A 24244-nucleotide genomic window follows, 5' to 3' on the forward strand; every position below is an offset into this window, starting at 1 on the left:
AAACGACCGAAAGGTATTTCGAAAAAGGCGTCCACTCACGAACCCGCGTGGTGCCACACTTGGCGAAATTCGCAGTGCGTCAAGCGATGGGGTAGTGATCATGAATCCGTCGCATATCCGAGTCGTCGCGTATACATGCGTGCTCGCAGTCGGAGTCATGATCGGCACCCCGGCGATCGCGTTCGCAGAACCAAGTATTGACGGCAGTGTCACCGCAAGCGGTGAAACCACCAGTGGCTCACCCGAATTAACGTCATCGACAACCGGTTCCGATACAACCGCAGCATCGCTGGAGCCAACTGCCGCCGAGAGCGCCGAAGACAGCGCGGCCGCGGCGGAACGAAACGCTGTCGAAGGTGTCGAGAGCACCGTCGGCTCCGGTCGTGAACCCGGGGACCCGCCGCTCGCCGAAGAAGGCGGATCGACCGAAACGTCGACAACCGAACAGCCTTCGGCGACCACCAGCGCGACGGACGAGGAGTCCGTCACTGCCGATGCGGACACTGGTTCGGCCAACTCGGATTCCGACTCGAACACGGCCACGTCGGAGTCAAACGAGTCGGAGGGCTCTGGAGCTGCTCCGGCCGTTCAGACACAATCCGCGGGCAGTACCGCCGCGCCGCCTGACGACACTCCGAGCCTGCCTGCTACCGAGACCGTGCCGGCTGCGGCATATGCGATGGCCGTGCCCTATCTGGCCTTGTTGGGGGTCCAGGCAGTGGCGGCACCGATCGCACATGTCCTCGCCGCAGTGACGTACCTGCTCGCCGAGGTTGTGGTCGTTCCGCTCCTACACCTGCAACGCGATCTTGCGATGTTGTTCTCGATCGCCGGTGTCGAACCAGTCGTCGACAGCCTGGCGCGAATCGGCGTCGTGCTGTCGCCATCGGTTCAGGACGCATTGGCGTCGAAGTTCGGCGAACCGGTGCCCGGCGCTTCCCCGTTGGACGCGGCATCGATCGCTGCGTCCGCGCCCGAAGCGATATTCCCTGCCGCGGAGACGCCGCCGCCCGCCGTCGCACCGCACGAACCGGGCGATTCGGTGCTGTCCCGGGTGTCGTCGTTCATCGGCGACATCACCCGCAAACTGCTGGAATCCCCGACCTTGATGGCGCTGGCCATCGCAGCCCTGCCCGGCCTCGCCGGGCTGTTGGTCCTGACCGCCGGCGGCGTCCGGCTCGGCTACCGTCAGGCCAAGGCCAGGGTCGCCATACAAATGCACGGCATCGCCCGCTTCGTCGCGATGGAGCCGACAGTCAGCGCTCGGTGCGGGGCATTGGTGTTGTTGCGCCCGCGAACGTGGTCAGCACGAGAACCGGATGTCACGGCCATGCTGGACGAAGCGGCATAGACGCTGAGAAATTTCTCACCACACGGACGGAATAACCGCGCCGCGTAATTGATTCCACACATTGGGACCGCCCGATCCGGTGCGGTTGACCCGAGACCGAGTGGAAGTGGTCAGAGGTGGATTCGAACAGAAAACGCAGGCAGTTCAGGGCAGTGTCGGCCGGCATCGGCCTGACGGCAGCTGCGGCGATGGCGGTGCTCGGCGTGCTGATGAGCCAGACACCTGCCGGAACGCAGAATTGGAGCCAGGCTCCGATGGAGACTGGAGCGACAGTGACGAAATCAACCGCGGCGACCGAGCCGGAAACGTCAGTGGCCAAGCCGCCGTTCACGTTTACGACGCCAGAGGGGTTCGCGGTACCGCACTGAGCGCTTTGTGAACATTCACACGGCGGCAACTGATGGCTGACCGAGGCGGGTCGAGATATGCGAAACGTCTTGGCTGAAGAGTGTTCACGTTGCAGGGTGCGCAAACCCTAAGGCGAGCAACGCTTTCGCGCCGTAGCACGCGAAGCATGTTGAATGACAGTGTCATTCACCGGGAGATCGTATGCGCACGTTATTTGGCGCCGGGTCCCCGGTGTCGGCACAGGTCGTGAGGCAGGGGCACGGGTTTGTGGTCCTCACGCGTCGTTCTCGTTGTCGTCGAACGCGGTCTCTTCACCGATCTGGCCCAGGGCCCGGCCACCGCCAAGGAACTGATGGGCAGGCTCGGCTGGCATCCTCGGGCCCCTGCCGCACTACTCGACTGTCTCGTCGCGCTCGGGCTGCTCAAGTGCGACCGCAACAGCCAGTACTCGAACTCGTTGCGGGCAAGTCTGTTCCTGGACCGCAACAAGCCCAGCTACATCAGTGGGCTCATGGAGTTGTCGAGTAGGCGTCTCTACGACCCCTGGTCGGGGCTCGGCGGACTGATGAGCACCGGAAAACCCGCCGCCGAGGAAGAGAGCGGCGACAACGAGTTCTTCGCCACGCTCTACCGGGACCCCGATGCGCTTCGGCAATTCCTGTCCGGGATGACCGGTATCTCGGCAGCCGAAGCGACGTTGATCGCCGCGCGGTTCCCGCGGAAGCGTTTCAGTACGTCCGCCGATATCGGGGGGCGCAGCGTGCGCTGGCGGTCCGCGTCGCGCTGACCCATCGACACCTGAGCGGCGTAACTACGAGCTGCCCGCGGCCGGCCCCGTCCTCACCGAGTACGTCTCGTCGTTCGGATTGCAGGATCGGCTGAGATCGCGGCTGCTGCTGACATCATCGCTGGGGCCGCTGACTCGATCGCTGCTGTCACCGATGACATCTAGCGGTAGGACTTGGTACCGTTCATCTCAGCAAATCTGCGAACGAGGGGGATCGGTGGTGGGTCAGCTCAAGGCAAACTCCGCAGGGGCAAGCGTGTGAGCGCTGTGCCTACCGGTGCGCCTGGTTTGCCGTCGCGCTCGGAAATCGAGAACTGGGATATCGACGATTTGACCAACGCGGCGGCGAGCTGGCGCGCGTCGGCCACCGAGTCAGAGAACGTGTTCGAGCAGCACCGGCAGAACATCGCCTCACCGGGCGGGACAACCTGGGAGGGCAACGCGAAAGATGCGGCGCTGGACCGTGTGACCGCCGATGTTGCGGTAGTTCGCGCCCAAAGCGGAGTGCTTCGAGAAGCTGCCGAGATCGCTGAAAGCGGCAGCCAAGACATCCAAGCAGCACAGCGCAAGGCGCTAGAGGCAATCGCTCACGCCGAAGCCGATGGCTTTTCGGTTGGTGAGGATCTCACTGTCACCGACGCTCGCCGAGTTGACGTGTTCACGATGGCGGCTCGTCACACCGCTACCACCGAACACGCCGAAGACATCCGATGGAACGCCGAGCAGCTCGCTGCCACTGATGCCCTTGTTGGAGAACGACTGTCAGCGAAAGCTGTTGAGCTGGACGGGATTCGGTTCGACGGTGAAGGCGACGACTCCACGGTGCAGGCAGTCAGCTTTAACACAATGCCACAGTCGCCGCAATTTCCGTTGCCGCAGAAGCCGTGGGAGTACAACAACGACTACACGGCCAATGTCAATGTGCGAGACGCAAACGGAAATATCGTTAGTGCAGGGACATTGGTTTCGTTGGATGACGTTTGGAATGAGTTGAATCGGTGGTTCAACTGCAATTTTCCGATCGGTGGAGCGCCGAAAGAATTCCCGAAGGTTGGCGACGAATACCCGCTGGAAATGCGAATCGCTGGCGTCAAGGCGGCCAATCTTCCCGTGAAAGTAACAGAGGTAAGTCGGACCGACGATGCTATAGACATCGAATTCGCCACTCTGCCAGGCCATGCTGATGGTGACGGAAGTACGATCCACTTCCGATGGTCGGAAGAAGCCGGACAGCTGCATCTTGATATCCGCGGTTACATCACCGAGGGGCCGGGATCGGGTGAAAATCCGTTCTCTGCCGGTGCTCGCGTGGGTTACACAGCTCTGGCCGAAGTCGTTTGGCAACCGTACATAGATCGAGTCGCGACCCACGTTGTGCAAACGAAGGGGTTTGAAGCGCTGCCCCAAGGTGTCGTGCTGGGCGGGCATTAAGGTGGAGTTATGAGGCGCAGACTTACGACCATCGGCCAGTTAGGTCTGGGTGTCCTGGCTGGTATCGGTCTCTACATTCTTTGTGTTCTCGTGATGCTCATTCTCGGCGGATTGACCTACTCCATCACTTTGGGCGCGCTTCTTGCAGGTGTCGTTTCTATCCTCATCGCCGTGTATCTCGTTGTGCGAAAACGCGATGCCACGTCGTGGCCGATTATCGGTGGATTGGTGTCCTTTTCGGTGACGTGGGCTGTTCTTGCGATACTTGACAGCCCGTCAACCGCGTTCATGTGGTTCCGCTAGTCGCATCGGAGTAGTCGTCGATATCGACGCCGTTTCGTACGGATTTGGCGTGCTGTCAGTAGTTCTTGCTGAGCTTGCGCCGGGTCACTGGCGCGGTACAGGTCACCCGCCCGGCCCTGGTTTGTGGCCCTCGAGCGTCTGCCTCATTGCCGTCGAACGCGGTCTTTTCACCGATCTGGCCACAGGCCCGGCTACGGAGAAGGAATTGTCACCTTCGACCCCGTGCGAGCGACGGCCTCGTGGACTTGCGTATTCGAAGCCGATGCCGGTGTCGCCGTCGACTGGCCGCCGCACCCGCGCCAGGGTCCAAAGCTTGATATTGGAATGTCCCCCAGGTCGGCCACTACCTCAGCTTTCAGGGACATCAAGATGGACTCTCGTCTTTCCACGCTTGCGGCTCACGCGGCCGCATTACGGCGTCAACCTTCAGCCGCTTGCTCGTCCAGTGCTCGAGCACGACCTCCCGTTCAATGTGGAAATAGGGTTCCAGTTCCGCCAGCGTCGCGTCCACGAATGCCTTCTCGCTTGGGTATCGAGGCAGCTCCGCGTAGACCTTCCGGCTCAAACTCACACAAACCATCATCCGCCCCATCGCGCGCAGGGCGGTGCAAATAGGGGCAAATGCTATCGGCGTTCCGTCCAGAAACTTGGGTGTGACAGCGGTACCCCGGGGGAACCCGTCCAGGCGGCGCACTTCCACGGCACGCACAGCAGATTGTGCTGGCTACGAGGACTTGAGTATTGGAATAGTAATTGTCTCCACGCGGGCAAACGCCTTCCAGGCTGCGGGGCGTGTCAGCGCACGAAGGAATCGCCAGGGGGTGATAATCCGGAACGTGGCGGATGGGGGCGGCAGTGCAGGTGGCGCACCATCACCCATGCGCTTTCTCCTGGATACAAACGCTTTCATCGCGTTAGAGCCATTCGCTGGCCAAATGGAAGCGGGCATGGGTCCTGCCGCCACTTTCATGCGCTTGGCGATGAAGCAAGGCCACCGAGTTTTCGTACACCCTGCTAGTCGAGACGAACTGGCAGAGGGCAAGGATCCCGTCCGCGTCCAACAGCGGATGGCGGAACTGAACAAGTTCGACATGCTGGTCGAATCACCGATCAGCTCGCAGATCGACATTGAGCTCGGCCCTGTTGTGCCTGACAGTAATGATCATCGCGACCGCCGAATCCTCGCTGCGCTGTACTCGAACGCCGTCAACTTTCTAGTAAGCGATGATGGCCGTCTTCGGCGTAGGGCCAAGCGTATTGGTGTTGGCGAGCGTGTCTTGACGCTTGCTGATGCTGTCGCGATGCTCGAAGGCCTCGAGCCGACCGTCGCCCCTCCTCCGCCCCGGGTCAAGGAGGTGCCGTCCTACGCGCTGGATCTCGACCAAGAAATCTTCGAGAGCATCCGTGGCGACTATCCAGAGTTCGACGATTGGATTGCCAAAGTGCAGGGGGATTCGGCGAACCGCGAGTGCTTCGTCGTCGAAGAAGACGACGGGACCTATGCGGCGATAGCAATTCTGAAGATCAACGAGGAGGACGGTAGCTACGGCTTGGCCATGCCGGTCACCAAGATCTCTACTTTCAAAGTGGCACCGTCATATTCGGGCAACCACTATGGGGAGCTTCTACTCAAGGCTGTCTTGCAGTCCCACCACGACCACGACGTACGGAGCGCCTACCTTGAGGTCTGGGACCACCACCAACGCTTGATTGACTTCCTCGGCTTGTTTGGATATTTCGACGGCGGCCAGTCGGCGAGGGGTGAAGTTGTATTGGTCAAGGTCTTTCGGCCGCGAGAGGCGTCGCTGAGCCCTCTCGACTTCCACGTTCGCCATGGGCCGCCAGCAGTTGCAAGCGGCGCATCGGTGTTTGTCATACCGATTCAGAACAATTGGCACAACCAGCTGTTCCCCGAACGCGCTTCATTCGGAGCTGGTGGTCAGCTCGCGCTACCCGGAATTACCGGACAGACCACCCGCCCCTGGGGAAACGCTTTACGAAAGGCATACCTATGTAACGCGTCGACCAAGCAGATACAGCAGGGTGACGTAATTCTCTTCTACCGTTCCGGGTTCCAGACGGTCGAGGTGATTGGCGTTGTGGAGGACACGCACCGCACGTCTTCACCCGAGGAAGCGTTGAATCTGGTCGGTGGACGGACGGTTTACAGCGCGACCGACATTGAGGCGCTTGCCCGGCACCCATCGCAAGTACTCGTTATCTTGTTCCGCCAGGATCGGGTTATCGATCCGCCGTGGACACTGGCCGAACTAGTGTCCAACCGCGTGCTCAGGGCACCACCACAAACTGTTCAAAAGGTGAGGGAGGATGGCACCCAATGGGTTCACCAGCAACTGGCAGACAGGTAGTGATGTCTGTCCATCCGCGGTATGCGGAGGCCATCATGGACGGCCGGAAGAAGGTCGAGTTTCGCAAACGGCCGCTAGCCAGCGACGTGTCCGTGGTGTGGGTGTACGCCACAGCACCAGTTCAGCGGATAATCGGCTGCTTCGAGGTGGATGCAACTGTCACCGCGTCACCTCGCAACCTCTGGCGTCGATTCGCGAGCGTCGGTTGTATAGACCGGGCCGACTTCGACCGGTACTACGCGGGAAGCAGCGTTGGATCGGGCATCCGAATTGGAAATGTGATCCGACTTGAGGAGCCGGCCCCTATTCGTGAGCTTCTGCCCTCCGGCGTACCTCCGCAGAGCTTTGCGTATGTCGAGCCAACTGACCCATCGGGACGGCGTGCACCTGTCGTTGCGGCAGGTTGACCTCATCGAAACGCATGTCGGACCAGTCTGGGGTGAGCGCTACACGCGCCGCGCTTTGCTGGCCTCCCATTGGGAAGAATCTGTTATCGCACATTAATCGCACGGTCGGCACCCGGATTATCTGAAAAACGTAGCCTGACCTGCAAAAATGAACGTGCCCCCGGCAGGATTCGAACCTGCGGCCTTCTGCTCCGGAGGCAGACGCTCTATCCCCTGAGCTACGGGGGCGCGATGGATAAACCAGCTGCGCCGATTGGGCGTGGATAGCGTAGCGCATTCGGCGGCGAATACGGATTCGGGGCGTGAGCACCCCAGACCATAGGATGGACCCTCGTGACCCCCGCCGACCTTGCTGAGCTGCTCAAGGCCACTGCTGCGGCAGTGCTGACCGAACATGACCTGGACACGGCCGCGTTGCCCGCGACCGTGACGGTCGAGCGCCCACGCAACCCGGAGCACGGCGACTACGCGACCAACCTGGCGCTGCAGGTCGCCAAGAAGGTCGGGGTCAATCCGCGTGAGCTCGCGGGCTGGCTGGCGACCGCGCTCGCCGCCGCCGACGGCATCGCCGCCGCCGACGTCGCCGGCCCCGGCTTCGTCAACCTGCGCATCGAGGCGTCCGCGCAGGGCGTCATCGTCACGAACGTGCTGGACGCGGCGGCCGGCTACGGCGCGTCGGACGCGCTCAAGGGGCAGAACATCAACCTGGAGTTCGTCTCGGCCAACCCCACGGGCCCGATCCACATCGGTGGCACCCGCTGGGCCGCCGTGGGTGACGCGCTGGGGCGGCTGCTGGCCACGCAGGGCGCCGAGGTCACGCGTGAGTACTACTTCAACGATCACGGCGCGCAGATCGATCGGTTCACCAACTCGCTCATCGCGTCGGCGAAGGGCGAGCCGACGCCCGAGGATGGCTATGCCGGGGCCTACATCGTCGACATCGCGCAGCAGGTGCTGGCCAAGGCGCCGGACGCGCTGAGCCTGCCCGACGAGCAGCAGCGCGAGACGTTCCGCGCGATCGGCGTCGACCTGATGTTCACCCACATCAAGGAGTCGCTGCACGAGTTCGGCACCGACTTCGACGTGTACACGCACGAGGATTCGATGCACACGTCCGGCCGGGTACAGCAGGCCATCGCCAAGCTGCGCGAGACCGGCAACATCTACGAGAAGGACGGCGCGACCTGGTTGCGCACCACCGAGTTCGGTGACGACAAGGACCGCGTCGTCATCAAGAGCGACGGCAACCCGGCCTACATCGCCGGTGATCTCGCCTACTACCTGGACAAGCGCCAGCGCGGCTTCGACCTGTGTATCTACATGCTGGGCGCCGACCACCACGGCTACATCGCGCGGCTCAAGGCGGCCGCGGCGGCCCTCGGCGACGACCCGAACACGGTCGAGGTGCTGATCGGGCAGATGGTCAACCTCGTGCGCGACGGTCAGCCGGTGCGGATGAGCAAGCGGGCAGGCACGGTCATCACGCTCGACGACCTGGTCGAGGCCATCGGCGTGGATGCCGCACGCTACGCGCTGATTCGCTCGTCGGTGGACACCCCGATCGACATCGACCTGGCGCTGTGGTCGAGTGCGTCCAACGAAAACCCGGTCTACTACGTGCAGTACGCACATGCCCGGCTGTCGGCGCTGGCCCGCAATGCCGCTGATCTGGGTGTGGCCGCCAGCACCGACAAGCTGGACCTGCTCACGCACGACAAAGAGGGCACGCTGATCCGCAACCTGGGCGAGTTCTCCCGGGTGCTCAAGACGGCTGCCGCACTGCGCGAACCGCACCGCGTGTGCCGCTACCTGGAGGATCTGGCCGGCGACTACCACCGGTTCTACGACTCCTGCCGGGTGCTGCCGCAAGGCGACGAGCAACCGGGCGACCTGCATGCGGCGCGGCTCGCCCTGTGCCAGGCCACCCGTCAGGTCATCGCCAACGGTCTGGCGATCCTCGGCGTCACCGCCCCGGAGCGGATGTGAACGCGCACCCCGCCGGTCCCCGGCACGCCGAGGAAATCCACCACACCGCAACCCCCGCCAAGCCACAGAACCCGGACGAGATTCTGCTGCTGGCGCCGAATGTGTGGCCGCGCAACCTGGTTCGCGGTGCCGACGGCGTGGTGTCGATCGCCGGAGTCTCGGTCACGGATCTGGCGGCCGAGTTCGGCACGCCGCTGTTCGTCATCGACGAGGCCGACTTCCGGTCCCGCTGCCGCGATATCGCGGCAGCCTTCGGCGGCGGTGAATACGTGCACTACGCGGCCAAGGCGTTCCTGTGCTCCGAGATCGCGCGCTGGGTGAACGAGGAAGGCCTCGCGCTCGACGTGGCAACCGGGGGCGAGCTGGCCGTCGCGTTGCACGCGGGCTTCCCGGCAGAGCGAATCACGGTGCACGGCAACAACAAGTCCGTCGAAGAGTTGACCATGGCCGTCAAGGCCGGCGTCGGCCACGTGGTGCTGGACTCCGAGATCGAGATCGAGCGCCTCGACGCGATCGCCGGACAGGCCGGTGTCGTGCAGGATGTCTTGGTGCGCGTCACGGTCGGCGTGGAGGCGCATACCCACGAGTTCATCTCGACCGCGCACGAAGACCAGAAGTTCGGGCTGTCACTGGCCACCGGCGCCGCGATGGACGCGGTACGTCGGGTGTTCGCCACCGACAACCTGCGGCTCGTCGGCCTGCACAGCCATATCGGCTCGCAGATCTTCGACGTGGCCGGGTTCGAGCTCGCCGCGCACCGGGTGATCGGTCTGCTGCGCGACGTGGTCGCCGAGTTCGGCGTGGAGAAGACGGCACAGATTTCGATCGTGGATCTCGGTGGGGGACTGGGCATCTCGTACCTACCCCACGATGACCCGCCGCCCATGCAAGAGCTCGCCGACAAATTGCTCGCCATCGTGCGCAACGAGTCCGCGGCCGTCGGGCTGCCCGCGCCCAAGCTCGTCGTCGAGCCGGGCCGGGCGATCGCCGGGCCGGGGACCATCACGCTCTACGAGGTGGGCACCGTCAAAGACGTGGCCGTGAGCCCGACCGCACATCGCCGGTACGTGAGCGTCGACGGCGGCATGAGCGACAACATCCGCACCTCGCTCTACGCGGCCGAGTACGACGCCCGGCTGGTGTCGCGCGTCAGCGATGCGCCGGCCGCCCTCGCGCGGATCGTCGGAAAGCACTGCGAGAGCGGCGATATCGTCGTCCGCGACACGTGGGTCTCCGATGACATCGCGCCGGGGGATCTGCTCGGGGTGGCCGCGACCGGTGCGTACTGCTACTCGATGTCGAGCCGGTACAACCTGCTGTGCCGTCCCGCCGTGGTGGCGGTGAAGGACGGCAAGGCGCGGCTGGTACTGCGACGGGAGACCGTCGACGATCTTTTGAGCCTGGAGGTGAGTGGTCAATGAGTGAAAAGCCCATCGGCATAGCGGTATTGGGCCTGGGTAACGTCGGTAGCGAAGTGGTGCGCATCATCAACGAGAGCGCCGCCGACCTGGCCGCCCGCATTGGGGCACCGCTGGAGCTGCGCGGCATCGGTGTCCGCCGGGTCTCCGACGATCGCGGCGTGCCAACCGATCTGCTCACCGACGACATCGCGGGCCTGGTGTCGCGTGACGACGTCGACATCGTCGTGGAGGTGATGGGTCCGGTCAAGCCCGCCCGCAAGGCCATCCTGGCCGCGCTCGAGCAGGGCAAGTCCGTCGTCACCGCCAACAAGGCCCTGATGGCGCAGTCGACCGGTGAGTTGGCGCAGGCCGCCGAAAAGGCCCGCGTCGACCTGTATTTCGAGGCCGCGGTGGCCGGGGCGATCCCGGTCATCCGCCCGCTGACCCAGTCGCTGGCCGGTGACTCCGTGCTGCGGGTGGCCGGCATCGTCAACGGCACCACGAACTACATCCTGTCCGAGATGGACAGCACCGGAGCCAATTACGAGGCCGCGCTGGCCGACGCGAGCGCGCTCGGCTACGCCGAGGCCGATCCCACTGCCGATGTCGAGGGCTACGACGCCGCGGCCAAGGCGGCGATTCTGGCCTCGATCGCGTTCCACACCCGGGTGACGGCCGACGACGTGTACCGCGAGGGCATCACCAAGGTCACCGCAGCGGACTTCGTCTCGGCACGTGCACTGGGCTGCACCATCAAGCTGCTCGCGATCTGCGAGCGGCTCACCACCGACGAAGGCAAGCAACGGGTTTCGGCACGCGTGTATCCGGCGCTGGTCCCGCTGTCGCATCCACTGGCCGCGGTCAACGGCGCGTTCAACGCCGTCGTCGTCGAAGCCGAAGCGGCCGGCCGGCTGATGTTCTACGGCCAGGGCGCAGGCGGCGCTCCGACCGCGTCGGCCGTGCTCGGCGACGTCGTGATGGCTGCCCGCAACCGGGTGCAGGGTGGCCGCGGGCCGCGCGAGTCGAAGTACGCCAAGCTGCCGATCGCGCCCATCGGCTTCATCCCGACCCGCTACTACGTCAACATGAACGTCTCCGATCGGCCGGGCGTCCTGTCGGCTGTGGCAGCCGAATTCGCCAAGCGTGAGGTCAGCATCTCCGAGGTGCGCCAGGAAGGCATGGTCGACGAGGGCGGCCAGCCGTGCGGCGCGCGCATCGTCGTGGTCACCCACGAGGCCACCGACGCAGCGCTGTCAGAGACCGTCGAGGCGCTGGCTGATCTCGACGTGGTGCAGACCATCAACAGCGTGCTCCGCATGGAAGGAACGAGCGCATGAGTTCAACAAAGGCCGGTCAAGTTGCCTGGGTGCACCAGCCCTGGCCCGGCCTGATCGAGGCCTACCGCGACCGGCTGCCGGTCGGTGACGACTGGACGCCGATCACCCTGCTGGAGGGCGGTACGCCACTTATCCACGCCAAGCGGTTGAGCGAATACACCGGCTGCACAGTGCATCTCAAGGTCGAAGGGCTGAACCCGACGGGTTCGTTCAAGGACCGAGGCATGACGGTCGCGGTCACCGAATCGTTGGCCCGCGGGCAGCAGGCCGTGCTGTGCGCATCGACCGGCAACACCTCGGCCTCGGCCGCGGCTTACGCCGCGCGGGCCGGGATCACGTGTGCGGTGCTGATTCCCCAGGGCAAGATCGCGATGGGCAAGCTGGCCCAGGCGGTCATGCACGGCGCCAAGATCATTCAGATCGACGGCAACTTCGACGACTGTCTCGAACTCGCGCGCAAGATGACCGCCGACTTCCCGACCATCGCGCTCGTGAACTCGGTCAACCCGTACCGCATCGAGGGCCAGAAGACCGCGGCGTTCGAGATCGTCGATGCGCTCGGCACCGCACCCGACGTGCATGCGCTCCCGGTCGGCAACGCGGGCAACATCACCGCGTACTGGAAGGGCTACACCGAGTACCACCGCGACGGCCTCACGGACCGGCTGCCGCGCATGCTCGGGACCCAGGCCGCAGGCGCGGCCCCGCTGGTGCTCGGCGAGCCCGTCAAGGAACCCGAGACCATCGCGACCGCCATTCGCATCGGATCGCCCGCCTCGTGGAGTTCGGCGGTCGAGGCTCAGCAGCAGTCCGAGGGGCGGTTCCTCGCGGCCACCGACGAGGAGATCCTGGCGGCCTACCACCTGGTGGCGCGGACCGAGGGCGTGTTCGTCGAACCGGCGTCGGCGGCCAGCATCGCCGGCCTGCTGAAGTCGATCGAAGACGGCTGGGTCAAGCGCGGCTCGACCGTGGTGTGCACCGTCACGGGCAACGGCCTCAAGGATCCCGACACCGCGCTCAAGGGCATGCCCCCCGTCACGCCGGTTCCGGTGGATCCGGTGGCCGTCGTCGCCAAACTCGGCCTGGTCTAGCGGAGAGTCAGGTGACACACACTCTGCCCGTCGGGATCACGGCCACCGCCGTCGTCGCCGCGTCCAGTGCGAACCTCGGCCCGGGTTTCGACAGCCTCGGCCTGGCGCTGAGCCTGTATGACGAGATCGTCGTCGAGACAACAGAATCCGGACTCCGGGTGGAAGTCGAAGGCGAGGGTGCCGGGCAGGTGCCCCTGGACGCGACGCATCTGGTGGTGCGTGCGATCGAGGCCGGCCTGCGGGCGGCCGGGTACTCGGCTCCCGGGCTGATTGTGCGTTGCCGCAACGACATTCCGCATTCGCGCGGCCTTGGTTCGTCGGCGGCCGCCGTGGTGGGCGGCTTGGCTGTGGTCAACGGCCTTGTGACACAAGCTGGTTCGGAGCCGATGACGGACACCCAGCTGATCCAGTTGGCCGGCGAGTTCGAGGGGCATCCGGATAACGCCGCGGCCGCGGTGCTCGGCGGCGCCGTGGTGTCGTGGACCGACGACGGGGAGGACGGCGGAGCGCGCTACTCGGCCGCGCCGGTGCGGTTGCATCCCGACATCCGGCTGTTCCCCGCCGTGCCGCAGCAGCGGTCGTCGACCGCGGAGACCCGGGTGCTGCTGCCGGAACAGGTCAGCCACGTCGACGCGCGCTTCAACGTCAGCCGGGCGGCTCTGCTCGTGGTCGCGCTGACCGAACGGCCTGATCTGCTGATGGCCGCCACGCAGGATGTCCTGCATCAGCCTCAGCGCGCGGCCGCGATGCCGGCCTCGGCGGAATATCTGCGGATTCTGCGTCGTTGTGGAATTGCAGCGGTGCTTTCGGGGGCGGGTCCCTCGGTTCTGGGGATGAGCGCGCAGGTGGCACCACCCGCCGAAGCCCTGGAGTTCGGCAACGCCAACGGGTTCACTGTCAGTGAGATGTCGGTCGGTTCCGCCGTACGCTGGACTTCAGGTGTGGCAGCCCGGAACTGACTGCCCGGGCTGGGTATGCACGAGCAGTGTGCGCGCAAACACAACGCGCGGAGCAATTGACGTTGCTTGATTCCTGCACCGAAGCGGGTTATTCTCGCTCTCGTCCAGCAATCGCAGGGTCTCTGCCTGCGTCGACACCAGGACGACCACCCAATCTTTCTGTGTTTCACTCGTGGACTGACGGTTCGCCGTTTGACGGCGAACCCTGGCGATCGCCGTTGCGTAGGCGACGGTGTGAACCACGCGTTCAGCGGTTCGGCTGAATGCGCATTGACCTTTGGGGAGCCCTCGCACGACGAAATCAGCGGGGGAAAGAAAGGAAATCCGTGACAGATACGGACCTCTTCACGGCTGACAACGCCAATGACACCGGTGATTTGTCCAATGCCGTGACATCAGACAGCGTTGCGCCCGCTGCCACCAAGTCGGACACCGCGCCGCGCGGTTCGAGCGCCCGGCCTGCGTCGCTGTCGACGATGGTGCTGCCGGAGCTGCGCGCACTGGCCAAGGAAATCGGTGTTGAAGGTGCGTCCGGTCTGCGCAAGAGTGAATTGATCGCAGCCATTCGCGCCCACCGCGGCGAAACCAACGGCCGGACCGCTGAGGCCAGCAGCCCGGCGGCCACCGATGCGCCTGCAGACGCCGGTGCCGAGGCTGCCGAGCAGCCCGCCCCCCGACGCCGTGAGCGCCGTGGCTCATCTCGCCAGGCCGGGGCTCCGGCCGGTGGTGAGGCGACCAAAGACGCGAAGACCGCCGAGGCGGAGCCGGCCAAGGCCGCGGAGGCCGAGCCCGCCAAGACCGTCGAGACCAAGGCCGCGACCGCTGAGCCGGAAGGCAAGCAGGACGCCGCGCAAGATCAGCCCAAGCAGGACACCCGCAACAAGGGTGATCGCCGCAAGGACGATCAGGCCAAGGGCGACCGGAACAAGGACGACCAGGGCAAAGACGACCAGGGCAAGCAGGACCGGCAGGACCGGCAGTCCTCGGGCGATCAGTCGGATCAGCAGTCCGACCAGAACCGCGGCGGCGGCAATGCCGATGACGACGGCGAGGGCCGCCAGGGCCGGCGTGGCCGTCGGTTCCGCGACCGCAGGCGCCGTGGCGAACGCGGCGGTGAAGGCGGTGGCGACACCGAGATTCGTGAGGACGATGTCGTCCAGCCCGTCGCGGGCATCCTCGACGTCCTGGACAACTACGCGTTCGTCCGCACGTCGGGCTACCTCGCCGGGCCGAACGACGTCTACGTGTCGATGAACATGGTCCGCAAGAACGGGCTGCGCCGCGGTGACGCGGTCACCGGCGCGGTCCGCGTGCCCCGCGAAGGCGAGAACACCGGCCAGAATCCGCGCCAGAAGTTCAACCCGCTGGTCCGGCTCGACACCGTCAACGGCGGCTCGGTCGAGGACGCCAAGAAGCGTCCCGAGTTCAGCAAGCTCACACCGCTGTACCCGAACCAGCGCTTGCGCCTGGAGACCACTCCGGAGCGGCTCACGACCCGCGTGATCGACCTGATCATGCCGATCGGTAAGGGGCAGCGCGCCCTGATCGTGTCCCCGCCGAAGGCCGGTAAGACGACGATCATGCAGGACATCGCCAACGCGATCACCCGCAACAACCCGGAATGCCACCTCATGGTCGTGCTCGTCGACGAGCGCCCCGAAGAGGTCACCGACATGCAGCGCTCGGTGAAGGGTGAGGTCATCGCCTCGACCTTCGACCGGCCGCCGTCAGACCACACCCAGGCCGCCGAGCTGGCCATCGAGCGGGCCAAGCGCCTGGTCGAGCAGGGCAAGGACGTCGTGGTGCTGTTGGACTCGATCACCCGGTTGGGCCGTGCGTACAACAACGCGTCGCCCGCTTCTGGCCGCATCCTGTCCGGTGGTGTGGACTCGACCGCGCTGTACCCGCCGAAACGGTTCCTCGGCGCGGCGCGCAACATCGAGCACGGCGGCTCGCTGACGATCATCGCCACGGCAATGGTCGAGACCGGCTCCACCGGTGACACCGTGATCTTCGAGGAGTTCAAGGGCACCGGCAACGCCGAGCTCAAGCTGGACCGCAAGATCGCCGAGCGGCGCGTGTTCCCGGCCGTCGACGTCAACCCGTCCGGTACCCGTAAGGACGAGCTGCTGCTGTCGCCGGACGAGTTCGCGATCGTGCACAAGCTGCGCCGCGTGCTCTCGGGTCTCGATTCGCACCAGGCCATCGATCTCTTGATGAGCCAGTTGCGCAAGACCAAGAACAACTACGAGTTCCTGGTGCAGGTCTCCAAGACCGCGCCCGGCTCGATGGACGTCGACTGACACGTCGGCTGCCACGCAAGGCCCTCGCTTCGGCGGGGGCCTTTTGCGTATCCAGGTGTACTACTCAACATTGACTACTATTGGGCGCATGCCGACAACGACAGTTCCGCTGCTGCCTTGTACCGACCCCGATCGAGCCGTCGAGTTCTACCGGGCGCTGGGCTTCGACACGTCGGACCAGCAGACCAAGCCCTACCTGTACCTGGCATTCACGCTGGCCGACATCAATGTGCACTTCAAGGAACCGGCACCCAGCCTGAACCCGGCCGAGGAACTGTCCGGTGGTTGCGTGATCTTCGTCGATGACGTGCGTGGCTTCCACGCCGCCTTCAGCGACGGCCTGCGTAGGCACTACGGGCGCCTACCCATCACCGGGCTGCCGCGCATCGCCCGCCTGCGACCGGGGCAGTCCCGGTTCAACCTGTACGACCCGTCCGGAAACTGCCTCGTGTTCATCCGGCGCGACGAGGCCGATATCACCTACGGCGGCGCGCGCAGCCTGTCGGGCCTGGCCAGAGCGCTCGACAATGTCGCGATCTTCCGTGATTTCAAGGACGACGACGTACTCGCCGCGCGCGCCCTCGACACGGCGCTGCGCAGATACCGCGACAGCGCACCGCGGCTTGATCTGGCCAGGGCACTCGCGGACCGGATCGAGCTGGCGATCGTATTGGGAGACAGTGCGACCGCGGATTCCGTTCGCGCCGAACTGGATTCGATGCACCTGACCCCGGACGAGCGTGAAGGTGCGGCGACCGAACTGCAAGCGATCACGGACCTTGAGCGATGGCTGGGGTAGCCGCGCCGACCGTCCGGCTGCTCGTGCTCGGCGTCGTGCGCACCCGCGGCGAGGCGCATGGGTACGCCGTCCACCGCGAACTGATGTCGTGGCGCGTGGACACCTGGACCGCGGTCAAACCGCCGTCGATCTATCATGCGGTGAAACAGCTTGAGCGCGAAGGCAAACTGCATTCCGGGCGCGCCGAACCGAGTCCTCGCGGGCCGGCCCGCGTGGTCTACGCCATCACCGAATCCGGCGTCGAGGAGTTTTTTCGGCTGCTCGAAGCGGCCCTCATCAGCCCCGACATCGAGGAGTTCGGAGCTGGGATCGCCTTCATGCGGAGCCTGCCCCGCGACCGCGTCGCCGAGTTACTCACCGAGCAGTTGGCCGTCAGCCGGCAGATCGGCGTGGAACTACAGGACATGAAGCCGCAGTGGCCCAATGCGGCCGAGCCGCCGCACGCCCAGCATCTGCTCGATCTGTGGACCGGTGTCTTCGATGCCAACGCCCGGTGGACTGCGGCGATGCTCGGCCGGGTGCGAGCGGGCGAGTTCTCGTTCGCCGACGATCAAACCGCCGGATCTGCTTTCAGGCCGGGCATCACGTAGCGGCGGAGATGGGTCAGGACGGCGTCGAAGTCGCCGGCGTCCAACTGTTCGCCCGGCACCGTCGCGAACGTAAGAAGAACGCGCGCAACCCATTCTGAAGCCTCGGCGATGTCGGTGTCGGGGTGGATCTCGCCGGCGTCGCGGGCCGCGACGAGGTAGCGCGACCAGAACTCCGCGAGGTCGGGCACCAGGCCCTGCACGCCGGCCCCCGCGCATGCGGCGAACTCGTCGGGCTCCTCGACCCGTAGCTTCATCAGGAGCGCGCCGGGATCGTCGTAGGCCGTGCGGCCGTGCCGGATACCCGCGGCGATTTTCTGGTCGAGCCCGTCGAACTGTTCGAGCATCGCGTGCGCTTCGGACCAATACGCCTCGTTGAGGCGCACGATCGCAGCGCCCAGCAACGTCACCTTGTCCGGGAAATGGCGATAGAGCCAGCCGCGTGACACCCCGGCGGCCTCGGCCACCTCCGACACCGTCGTCGCACGAATCCCCTTGGTACGCAGACAAACCTCGGCCGCGTCGATCAAGCGGTCGCGCACACTTCGTGGGGTCGTAGTGCTGGTCAACTCCGGTGGCTCCTGGTCATGGGGTTCGGATAGGTACATGATTCTGCCAAGGCCTGACGCTACCGGGTCGCGGCACAACCGTGGTAGACAGTTTTCGTAATCTGTTCACTTGCCTAGGGGAGTCGTTGGATGGCCGATACGCTGCAGCAACTGCTCCGGGAACGGGCCGAGCAGGACACCGTCGCGGTCAAGCGCGGCGACCAGAGCTGGACGTGGCGGCAACACATCGCCGACGCATCGCGCCAGGCCGCGGCGCTGCTGGCCCTCGCAGACCGGGACCGTCCGGTCCACATCGGCACACTGCTCGGCAACACTCCCGACATGCTCACCGCGATGGCGGCCGCGGGGCTCGGAGGCTACGTCCTGTGCGGCATCAACAACACTCGGCGGGGTGAGGCGCTTGCCCGCGACATCCTGCGTTCCGACTGTCAGATCCTGCTCACCGACGCGGCACACCGCGATCTGCTGACCGGCCTGGACCTGCCCGGCGTCCGGATTCTCGACACCACGTCCGACGAGTGGGCACAGTTGACCGCGGACCCGCGACCGCTGACACCGTGGCGCGAGGTCGGGCCGACCGACACGTTCATGATGATCTTCACGTCGGGAACCAGCGGTGATCCCAAAGCCGTGCAGGTGGCGCACATGACGGTGTTGTTCGCCGGGCTGGCGCTTGTCGAGCGGTTCGCCATCACCGCAGCCGACGTCTGTTACCTGTCCATGCCGTTGTTCCACTCCAACGCGCTGCTGGCGGGCTGGGGCGTGGCCGTCGCGTCGGGCGCCGCGATGGCGCCTGCGACGTTCTCGGCGTCCGGACTGCTGTGCGACCTGCGCCGTTACGGCGCGACCTACCTGAACTACGTCGGCAAACCACTGGCGTATGTGCTCGCCACGCCCGAACAGCCCGACGACAGTGACAATCCGCTGCGTGTGGCATTCGGCAACGAGGCCAGCGATCGCGACATCGCCGAATTCGGCAGGCGATTCGGCTGCACGGTGTGGGACGGTTTCGGCTCGACCGAAGGCGCCGTGATCGTCACGCGCGAGGACAACTGCCCGCCCGGATCAGTGGGCAGAGGGTTCCCCGGGGTGGCGATCTACGACCCCGAGACCGTCACCGAGTGCGCCGTCGCGGAATTCGACGCGGGCGGTGCATTGGTCAACGGCGATGAGGCCATCGGCGAGCTCGTCAACACCACGGGCGCCGGATTGTTCCAGGGCTACTACAACGACCGGTCGGCGACCGACGAGCGGTTACGCCACGGGATGTACTGGTCGGGCGATCTGGCCTACCGCGACGCCGAGGGCTGGATCTACCTCGCCGGCCGGACCGCCGACTGGATGCGGGTGGACGGCGAGAACATGACATCGGCGCCCATCGAACGCATTCTCGTGCGCCATCCCGCCGTCAACATCGTCGCGGTGTACCCGGTGCCCGACGAGTTCGTCGGCGATCAGGTGATGGCCGCCATCGTGCTGCAGGACGGCGCGTCCCTCAGGCCCGAGGACTTCGAGGAGTTCCTCGCCGCGCAGCCCGATCTGTCACCGAAGGCGTGGCCACGCTACGTCTGGATCGCCGACGATCTGCCGATGACGGCGACCAACAAGATCCTCAAACGCGAGCTCATCGCACGCGGTGTCGAGCCGGACGGACGATGCCTGTGGCGGCGCGAGGGCACGCGATACACCGACGCCGACAGGACGCCTCACCGCTGATCGGGGTTGGTAAACGGTGAGGCGTCGATCATCGGATACCCGGAATATCGTCCGTTCATCACGCGTTTAGGAGACTGGCGGTTGACCTGGCATAATGGACCGCTGACCCTCGGTCCCGGTTCACGTCCGCGCACGTGAGGAGCGAAATAGCTCCTGGCACTTCGGGCGACCCGGGCCCACGAATGAAGAGGAACCATGAAAACAGGCATTCATCCTGAGTACGTCGAGACCACCGTGCACTGCGGTTGTGGCAACACCTTCACCACGCGCAGCACGAAGCAGAGCGGACAGATCGTCGTCGAGGTCTGCTCGCAGTGCCATCCGTTCTACACCGGCAAGCAGAAGATCCTCGACAGCGGCGGCCGCGTCGCCCGCTTCGAGAAGCGCTACGGCAAGCGCAAGCCCGCCGGTGACAAGGCCGCAGCGGACAAGTAGCTACGTCAACAGCGCCCGATCTGTCGCATCCGCGTCGGATCCGGGCGCTGTTTTCGTTTCACGGAGGATTCGGGAAGGAGCGGGCAAGTGACCTACACAGATACCGCGCCGGCGATCGAGGCGTTGCTGGCCGAGCACGCCGATCTCGAGCGACAGCTCGCCGATCCCAATCTGCATTCCGACGCGGCGGCCGCCCGCAAGGTGGGCCGGCGGTTCGCGCAGGTATCGCCCGTCGTCGCGACCTACCGCAAGCTGGAAGCCGCCCGCGGTGACCTCGAAGCGGCCCGTGAGCTGGCCGCCGACGACGCCAGTTTCGCCGCCGAGGTCGACGAGCTCGCCGCCACGGTCGCCGAGTTGGACCGACAGCTGACCGATCAGCTCGCCCCACGCGACCCGCACGACGCCGACGACATCGTGCTCGAGGTGAAATCGGGCGAAGGCGGCGAGGAATCCGCGCTGTTCGCGGCCGATCTGGCGCGGATGTACATGCGGTACGCCGAACGTCACGGCTGGAGCGTGACGATGCTCGACGAGACCACGTCCGACCTCGGCGGCTACAAGGACGCCACGCTGTCGATCCGGAGCAAGGGCGATTCCGCCGACGGTGTCTGGGCGAGGCTGAAGTTCGAAGGCGGCGTGCACCGCGTTCAGCGGGTTCCCGTCACCGAATCGCAGGGCCGCGTGCACACCTCGGCGGCCGGCGTGCTGGTCTATCCCGAACCCGAAGAGGTCGAGGAAGTCGCGATCGACGAATCGGATCTGCGCATCGACGTGTACCGGTCGTCGGGCAAGGGCGGCCAGGGCGTCAACACCACCGACTCGGCCGTGCGCATCACGCATCTGCCCACCGGCATCGTCGTCACGTGCCAGAACGAACGCTCGCAGCTGCAGAACAAGGCGCGCGCCATGCAGGTGCTGGCGGCCCGGCTGCAGGCGCTGGCCGAAGAACAGGCCCAGGCCGACGCCTCGGCCGACCGGGCGAGCCAGATCCGCACGGTCGACCGCAGCGAGCGCATCCGTACCTACAACTTCCCGGAAAACCGGATCGCCGATCACCGCATCAACTTCAAGGCCCACAACCTCGACCAGGTGCTCGACGGCGACCTCGACCCGCTGTTCGACGCACTCGCCGAAGCCGACAAGCAGGCCCGCCTGCAGCAGGCCTGACCCGGTACGCCGGGGCGGTATGACCTCCATGCGACAAGCGATCGAGGCTGCGACGGCGACACTCGAGGCGGCGGGCGTCGGTTCGCCGCGCATCGACGCCGAACTGCTCGCCGCGCACGCCGCGGGCACCGACCGCGGCCGTCTGATATTGCTCGACGATCCCGGGCCGGACGTCCTGCAGGCATTCCGCGACCTCGTGGCCGCCCGGTCTCGGCGCGTGCCGTTGCAGCACCTGATCGGAACCGCGGCGTTCGGCCCGCTCACCCTCGCGGTGGGCCCCGGGGTGTTCATCCCGCGGCCGGAAACCGAGTCGCTGCTCGAATGGGCTGTGAAATGGGTTGACGCGCATGACCTTCCACGCGGCGCCGTGATCGTCGACCTGTGCACGGGCTCGGGGGCGCTGGCGCTTGCGCTGGCCCGGCATCGGCCCGACGCGCGCGTGATCGCCGTCGACGATTCGCCTGCCGCGCTGGAGTACGCGCGCCGCAACACCGCGGGGACGACGGTCGAGGTGCTTGCCGCCGACGTCACGGCCCCCGGGCTGTTGCCCGAACTCGACGGCGCGGTTGACCTGGTGGTGTCGAATCCGCCGTACATTCCGGACGGGGCCGAGCTCGAACCGGAAGTCGCCGACCATGATCCGGCCCATGCGCTGTTCGGCGGGCCGGACGGCATGGCGGTGATCGGACCGCTCGTGCGGCTTGCCGCGCGCTGGCTGCGCGACGGCGGCGCATGCGCGGTCGAGCACGACGACACCACGTCGCACCGCACCGTCGCGGCATTCGCCGACGACGGCAGTTTCGGCGACGTGACGGCTCACCGCGACCTGGCGGGACGACCCCGCTTTGTCACGGCGGCCCGAATTGGACGAAGCTGACAGTATGAGCGAGCTGTTCGACTGTGCCGATCCCGTCGCGCGGGAGACCGGTATCGCCTCGGCGGTCAGCGCGGTCAAAGGCGGCCGCCTCGTCGTGATGCCCACCGACACCGTCTACGGCATCGGCGCCGACGCGTTCGACCCGGAAGCGGTCGGGGCGCTGCTGTCGGCCAAGGGGCGAGGCCGCGACATGCCGGTCGGTGTTCTCGTCGGCTCCTGGACCACCATCGACGGGCTCGTGTACTCGGTGCCGCGGACCGCTCGTGAACTGATCCGGGCGTTCTGGCCCGGCGCGCTGAGCCTCGTGGTGCAGCAAGCGCCGTCGCTGCAATGGGATCTCGGCGATGCCCACGGCAGCGTCATGCTGCGGATGCCACTGCACCCGGTCGCGATCGAACTCCTGCGTGAGGTCGGCCCGATGGCGGTGTCGAGTGCCAACATCTCCGGCCGACCGGCCGCGGTCACCGCAGCCGAGGCGCGCGATCAGCTCGGCGATCTCGTCGAGGTCTACCTCGACGGCGGGCCTGCCGAACAACAGGCCGCGTCGACCATCGTGGACCTGACCGGCGCACAACCCCGCATCCTGCGCAGCGGTCCGATCAGCGCCGAGGACATCGCGCGGGTTCTCGAAGTGGAAGTCTCGACACTCGCCCCGCCATTGACGGAATGATCTCAGCTTTCTGCAGTACGGTGCACCGGTGATCACGGCCGACGGGGTTCTCGCGTTGTCGGACCGGGGAGCCGGTGTGCCGCTGCGCGAGCTCGCGCTCGTGGGCCTGACGGCCGCCATCATCACCTACTTCGCGACCGGCTGGGTGCGCGCGCTCGCCATCCGGCTCGGCGCCGTCGCGTATCCGCGCGAACGCGATGTACACGTACACCCGATCCCGCGGATGGGCGGGTTGGCCATGTACATCGGGGTGGCCGCAGCCGTGCTACTGGCCTCCCAGCTGCCCGCGCTGACGCGGGGTTTCGTCTATTCGACCGGTATGCCCGCGGTCGTGGTCGCCGGCGGGCTGATCATGGCGATCGGGTTGATCGACGACCGCTGGGGCCTGGACGCGTTGACCAAGTTCGCCGGTCAGATCACGGCTGCCAGCGTGCTCGTCACGATGGGCGTGGCCTGGAGCGTGCTCTACATCCCGATCGGGGGAGTGGGCACGATCGTCCTCGACCAGGTGTCGTCGATCCTGCTGACGCTGGCGCTGACCGTGTCGATCGTGAACGCGATGAACTTCGTCGACGGGCTCGACGGGCTCGCAGCGGGCCTCGGGCTGATCACGGCGCTGGCCATCTGCGTGTTCTCGGTCGGGCTGCTCCGCGACCACGGCGGCGACGTCCTGTTCTACCCTCCTGCCGTCATCTCGGTCGTGCTGGCCGGCGCGTGTCTGGGGTTCCTGCCGCACAACTTCCACCGGGCCAAGATCTTCATGGGCGACTCCGGATCTATGCTGATCGGCCTGATGCTCGGGGCGGCGTCGACGACGGCGGCAGGCCCGATCTCGCAGAACGCCTACGGTGCGCGTGATGTGTTCGCGCTGTTGTCGCCGTTCCTGCTGGTGGTCGCGGTGATGCTGGTACCGGCCCTCGACACCTTGCTCGCGATCGTGCGTCGAACCCGGGCCGGGCGCAGCCCGCTCAGCCCCGACAAGATGCACCTGCATCACCGGCTCCTGCAGATCGGGCACTCGCACCGGCGTGCGGTACTGCTGATCTACCTGTGGGTCGGCATCATCGCGTTCGGTGCGGCGAGCACGATTTTCTTCGATCCGCGCCACACCGGTGCGGTGATGGTGGCCGCCATTCTGGTCGCGATCGTCGTCACGTTGATCCCGTTGTTGCGCCGTGACTCGGAGGCATCCGAGGAGCAGTAAAACCGGCCAATACGACAAAAAGTAGTAGGCCCCGTTTAGGGGTGCCTACCATGTGGTACGGTGCTGGCAGAACCCGAAAAACCTCGCGGGTTGCCGGCCCGGCCCATCGGTTCTCAGAGCCGATCGGAGCCGATCAACGACCGACAAA

Annotated in this window: 23 protein-coding genes and 1 tRNA gene; 21 read left to right on the top strand and 3 right to left on the bottom strand. The window is 65.8% G+C overall.

Annotation, left to right across the window (positions count from 1 at the left end; translation table 11 throughout):
- Nucleotides 1-157 precede the first annotated feature (157 nt).
- The 5 genes from AWC31_RS21020 to AWC31_RS21040 all read left to right on the top strand — a co-directional run bounded on the left by AWC31_RS21020 (nucleotide 158) and on the right by AWC31_RS21040 (nucleotide 4220).
- Nucleotides 158-1351 (top strand): RodZ family helix-turn-helix domain-containing protein, encoded by a 1194-nt coding sequence (locus tag AWC31_RS21020; RefSeq protein WP_085145926.1) that lies wholly within the window; start codon nucleotides 158-160, stop codon nucleotides 1349-1351.
- Nucleotides 1352-1467: 116 nt separating this feature from the next.
- Entirely contained in the window at nucleotides 1468-1719 is a 252-nt protein-coding gene (locus AWC31_RS21025; RefSeq protein WP_085145927.1) for a hypothetical protein, read from the top strand.
- Between the two features lie 245 nt (nucleotides 1720-1964).
- Nucleotides 1965-2486, top strand: a complete 522-nt coding sequence (locus tag AWC31_RS21030) for a methyltransferase family protein (RefSeq protein WP_085145928.1) — start codon at nucleotides 1965-1967, stop codon at nucleotides 2484-2486.
- Between the two features lie 258 nt (nucleotides 2487-2744).
- A complete protein-coding gene (locus AWC31_RS37910) occupies nucleotides 2745-3917 on the top strand; it encodes a hypothetical protein (protein ID WP_234816934.1) in 1173 nt (390 codons plus the stop codon).
- A 9-nt stretch (nucleotides 3918-3926) separates the two neighbouring features.
- Complete coding sequence (locus AWC31_RS21040) at nucleotides 3927-4220, top strand: hypothetical protein (RefSeq protein WP_085145929.1); 294 nt, start codon at nucleotides 3927-3929, stop codon at nucleotides 4218-4220.
- A 364-nt stretch (nucleotides 4221-4584) separates the two neighbouring features.
- On the opposite strand, the gene AWC31_RS21045 is transcribed toward AWC31_RS21040, so the two are convergent.
- Nucleotides 4585-4920, bottom strand: coding sequence for a hypothetical protein (locus tag AWC31_RS21045; protein WP_133060198.1), 336 nt, complete (start codon nucleotides 4918-4920; stop codon nucleotides 4585-4587).
- Between the two features lie 235 nt (nucleotides 4921-5155).
- Here AWC31_RS21045 and AWC31_RS21050 point away from each other — a divergent pair, with 235 nt between their 5' ends.
- Together AWC31_RS21050 and AWC31_RS21055 are read left to right on the top strand one after the other, a co-directional pair.
- A complete protein-coding gene (locus tag AWC31_RS21050; protein WP_234816935.1) occupies nucleotides 5156-6589 on the top strand; it encodes a GNAT family N-acetyltransferase in 1434 nt (477 codons plus the stop codon).
- Between the two features lie 2 nt (nucleotides 6590-6591).
- Entirely contained in the window at nucleotides 6592-6996 is a 405-nt protein-coding gene (locus AWC31_RS21055) for an ASCH domain-containing protein (RefSeq protein WP_264051941.1), read from the top strand.
- A gap of 155 nt (nucleotides 6997-7151) precedes the next feature.
- Here the strand turns inward: AWC31_RS21055 and AWC31_RS21060 are convergent.
- Nucleotides 7152-7224: transfer RNA gene (locus AWC31_RS21060), tRNA-Arg, on the bottom strand.
- Between the two features lie 105 nt (nucleotides 7225-7329).
- Between AWC31_RS21060 and argS the strand changes: the two genes are divergently transcribed.
- The 8 genes from argS (at nucleotide 7330) to AWC31_RS21100 (ending at nucleotide 17461) form a co-directional block, all read left to right on the top strand.
- Nucleotides 7330-8982, top strand: a complete 1653-nt coding sequence (gene argS, locus AWC31_RS21065) for an arginine--tRNA ligase (RefSeq protein ID WP_085145932.1) — start codon at nucleotides 7330-7332, stop codon at nucleotides 8980-8982.
- On the top strand, nucleotides 8979-10403 hold the full coding sequence (gene lysA / locus AWC31_RS21070; RefSeq protein ID WP_085145933.1) for a diaminopimelate decarboxylase: 1425 nt from the start codon (nucleotides 8979-8981) through the stop codon (nucleotides 10401-10403). Before argS ends, lysA begins: the two co-directional genes overlap by 4 nt.
- Entirely contained in the window at nucleotides 10400-11719 is a 1320-nt protein-coding gene (locus tag AWC31_RS21075; protein WP_067858687.1) for a homoserine dehydrogenase, read from the top strand. Before lysA ends, AWC31_RS21075 begins: the two co-directional genes overlap by 4 nt.
- A complete protein-coding gene (gene thrC, locus AWC31_RS21080; protein ID WP_085145934.1) occupies nucleotides 11716-12810 on the top strand; it encodes a threonine synthase in 1095 nt (364 codons plus the stop codon). The genes AWC31_RS21075 and thrC overlap by 4 nt, the downstream gene beginning before the upstream one ends.
- An 11-nt stretch (nucleotides 12811-12821) precedes the next feature.
- The gene (gene thrB / locus AWC31_RS21085) at nucleotides 12822-13769 is read left to right on the top strand and encodes a homoserine kinase (RefSeq protein ID WP_085145935.1); all 948 of its coding nucleotides are present in this window, start codon (nucleotides 12822-12824) and stop codon (nucleotides 13767-13769) included.
- Between the two features lie 326 nt (nucleotides 13770-14095).
- Nucleotides 14096-16072 carry a transcription termination factor Rho gene (gene rho, locus AWC31_RS21090; RefSeq protein ID WP_085145936.1) on the top strand — a complete coding sequence of 659 codons (1977 nt, stop codon included), beginning with the start codon at nucleotides 14096-14098 and terminating at the stop codon, nucleotides 16070-16072.
- An 88-nt stretch (nucleotides 16073-16160) separates the two neighbouring features.
- On the top strand, nucleotides 16161-16871 hold the full coding sequence (locus AWC31_RS21095; protein WP_085145937.1) for a DUF8817 family protein: 711 nt from the start codon (nucleotides 16161-16163) through the stop codon (nucleotides 16869-16871).
- The gene (locus AWC31_RS21100) at nucleotides 16859-17461 is read left to right on the top strand and encodes a PadR family transcriptional regulator (protein WP_085145938.1); all 603 of its coding nucleotides are present in this window, start codon (nucleotides 16859-16861) and stop codon (nucleotides 17459-17461) included. The genes AWC31_RS21095 and AWC31_RS21100 overlap by 13 nt, the downstream gene beginning before the upstream one ends.
- On the opposite strand, the gene AWC31_RS21105 is transcribed toward AWC31_RS21100, so the two are convergent.
- Nucleotides 17422-18066 carry a TetR/AcrR family transcriptional regulator gene (locus tag AWC31_RS21105; protein WP_067858672.1) on the bottom strand — a complete coding sequence of 215 codons (645 nt, stop codon included), beginning with the start codon at nucleotides 18064-18066 and terminating at the stop codon, nucleotides 17422-17424. The two genes, AWC31_RS21100 and AWC31_RS21105, sit on opposite strands and share 40 nt — an antisense overlap.
- A 90-nt stretch (nucleotides 18067-18156) precedes the next feature.
- Between AWC31_RS21105 and fadD1 the strand changes: the two genes are divergently transcribed.
- From fadD1 to AWC31_RS21135, 6 genes are all read left to right on the top strand, one after another.
- On the top strand, nucleotides 18157-19743 hold the full coding sequence (gene fadD1, locus AWC31_RS21110) for a fatty-acid--CoA ligase FadD1 (protein ID WP_085145939.1): 1587 nt from the start codon (nucleotides 18157-18159) through the stop codon (nucleotides 19741-19743).
- Nucleotides 19744-19938: 195 nt separating this feature from the next.
- Nucleotides 19939-20178, top strand: a complete 240-nt coding sequence (rpmE, locus tag AWC31_RS21115) for a 50S ribosomal protein L31 (RefSeq protein ID WP_067858665.1) — start codon at nucleotides 19939-19941, stop codon at nucleotides 20176-20178.
- A gap of 87 nt (nucleotides 20179-20265) precedes the next feature.
- Nucleotides 20266-21345 carry a peptide chain release factor 1 gene (gene prfA / locus AWC31_RS21120; protein ID WP_085145940.1) on the top strand — a complete coding sequence of 360 codons (1080 nt, stop codon included), beginning with the start codon at nucleotides 20266-20268 and terminating at the stop codon, nucleotides 21343-21345.
- 19 nt (nucleotides 21346-21364) lie between these two features.
- Nucleotides 21365-22222 carry a peptide chain release factor N(5)-glutamine methyltransferase gene (gene prmC / locus AWC31_RS21125; protein ID WP_085145941.1) on the top strand — a complete coding sequence of 286 codons (858 nt, stop codon included), beginning with the start codon at nucleotides 21365-21367 and terminating at the stop codon, nucleotides 22220-22222.
- A 4-nt stretch (nucleotides 22223-22226) separates the two neighbouring features.
- A complete protein-coding gene (locus AWC31_RS21130) occupies nucleotides 22227-22892 on the top strand; it encodes an L-threonylcarbamoyladenylate synthase (RefSeq protein ID WP_085145942.1) in 666 nt (221 codons plus the stop codon).
- A gap of 10 nt (nucleotides 22893-22902) precedes the next feature.
- Nucleotides 22903-24096: a glycosyltransferase family 4 protein gene (locus tag AWC31_RS21135; RefSeq protein ID WP_067858653.1), complete on the top strand. Its 1194-nt coding sequence runs from the start codon at nucleotides 22903-22905 to the stop codon at nucleotides 24094-24096.
- Nucleotides 24097-24244 lie beyond the last annotated feature (148 nt).

It is taken from the genome of Mycolicibacterium wolinskyi (assembly GCF_002101965.1).
GTDB lineage: Bacteria > Actinomycetota > Actinomycetes > Mycobacteriales > Mycobacteriaceae > Mycobacterium > Mycobacterium wolinskyi.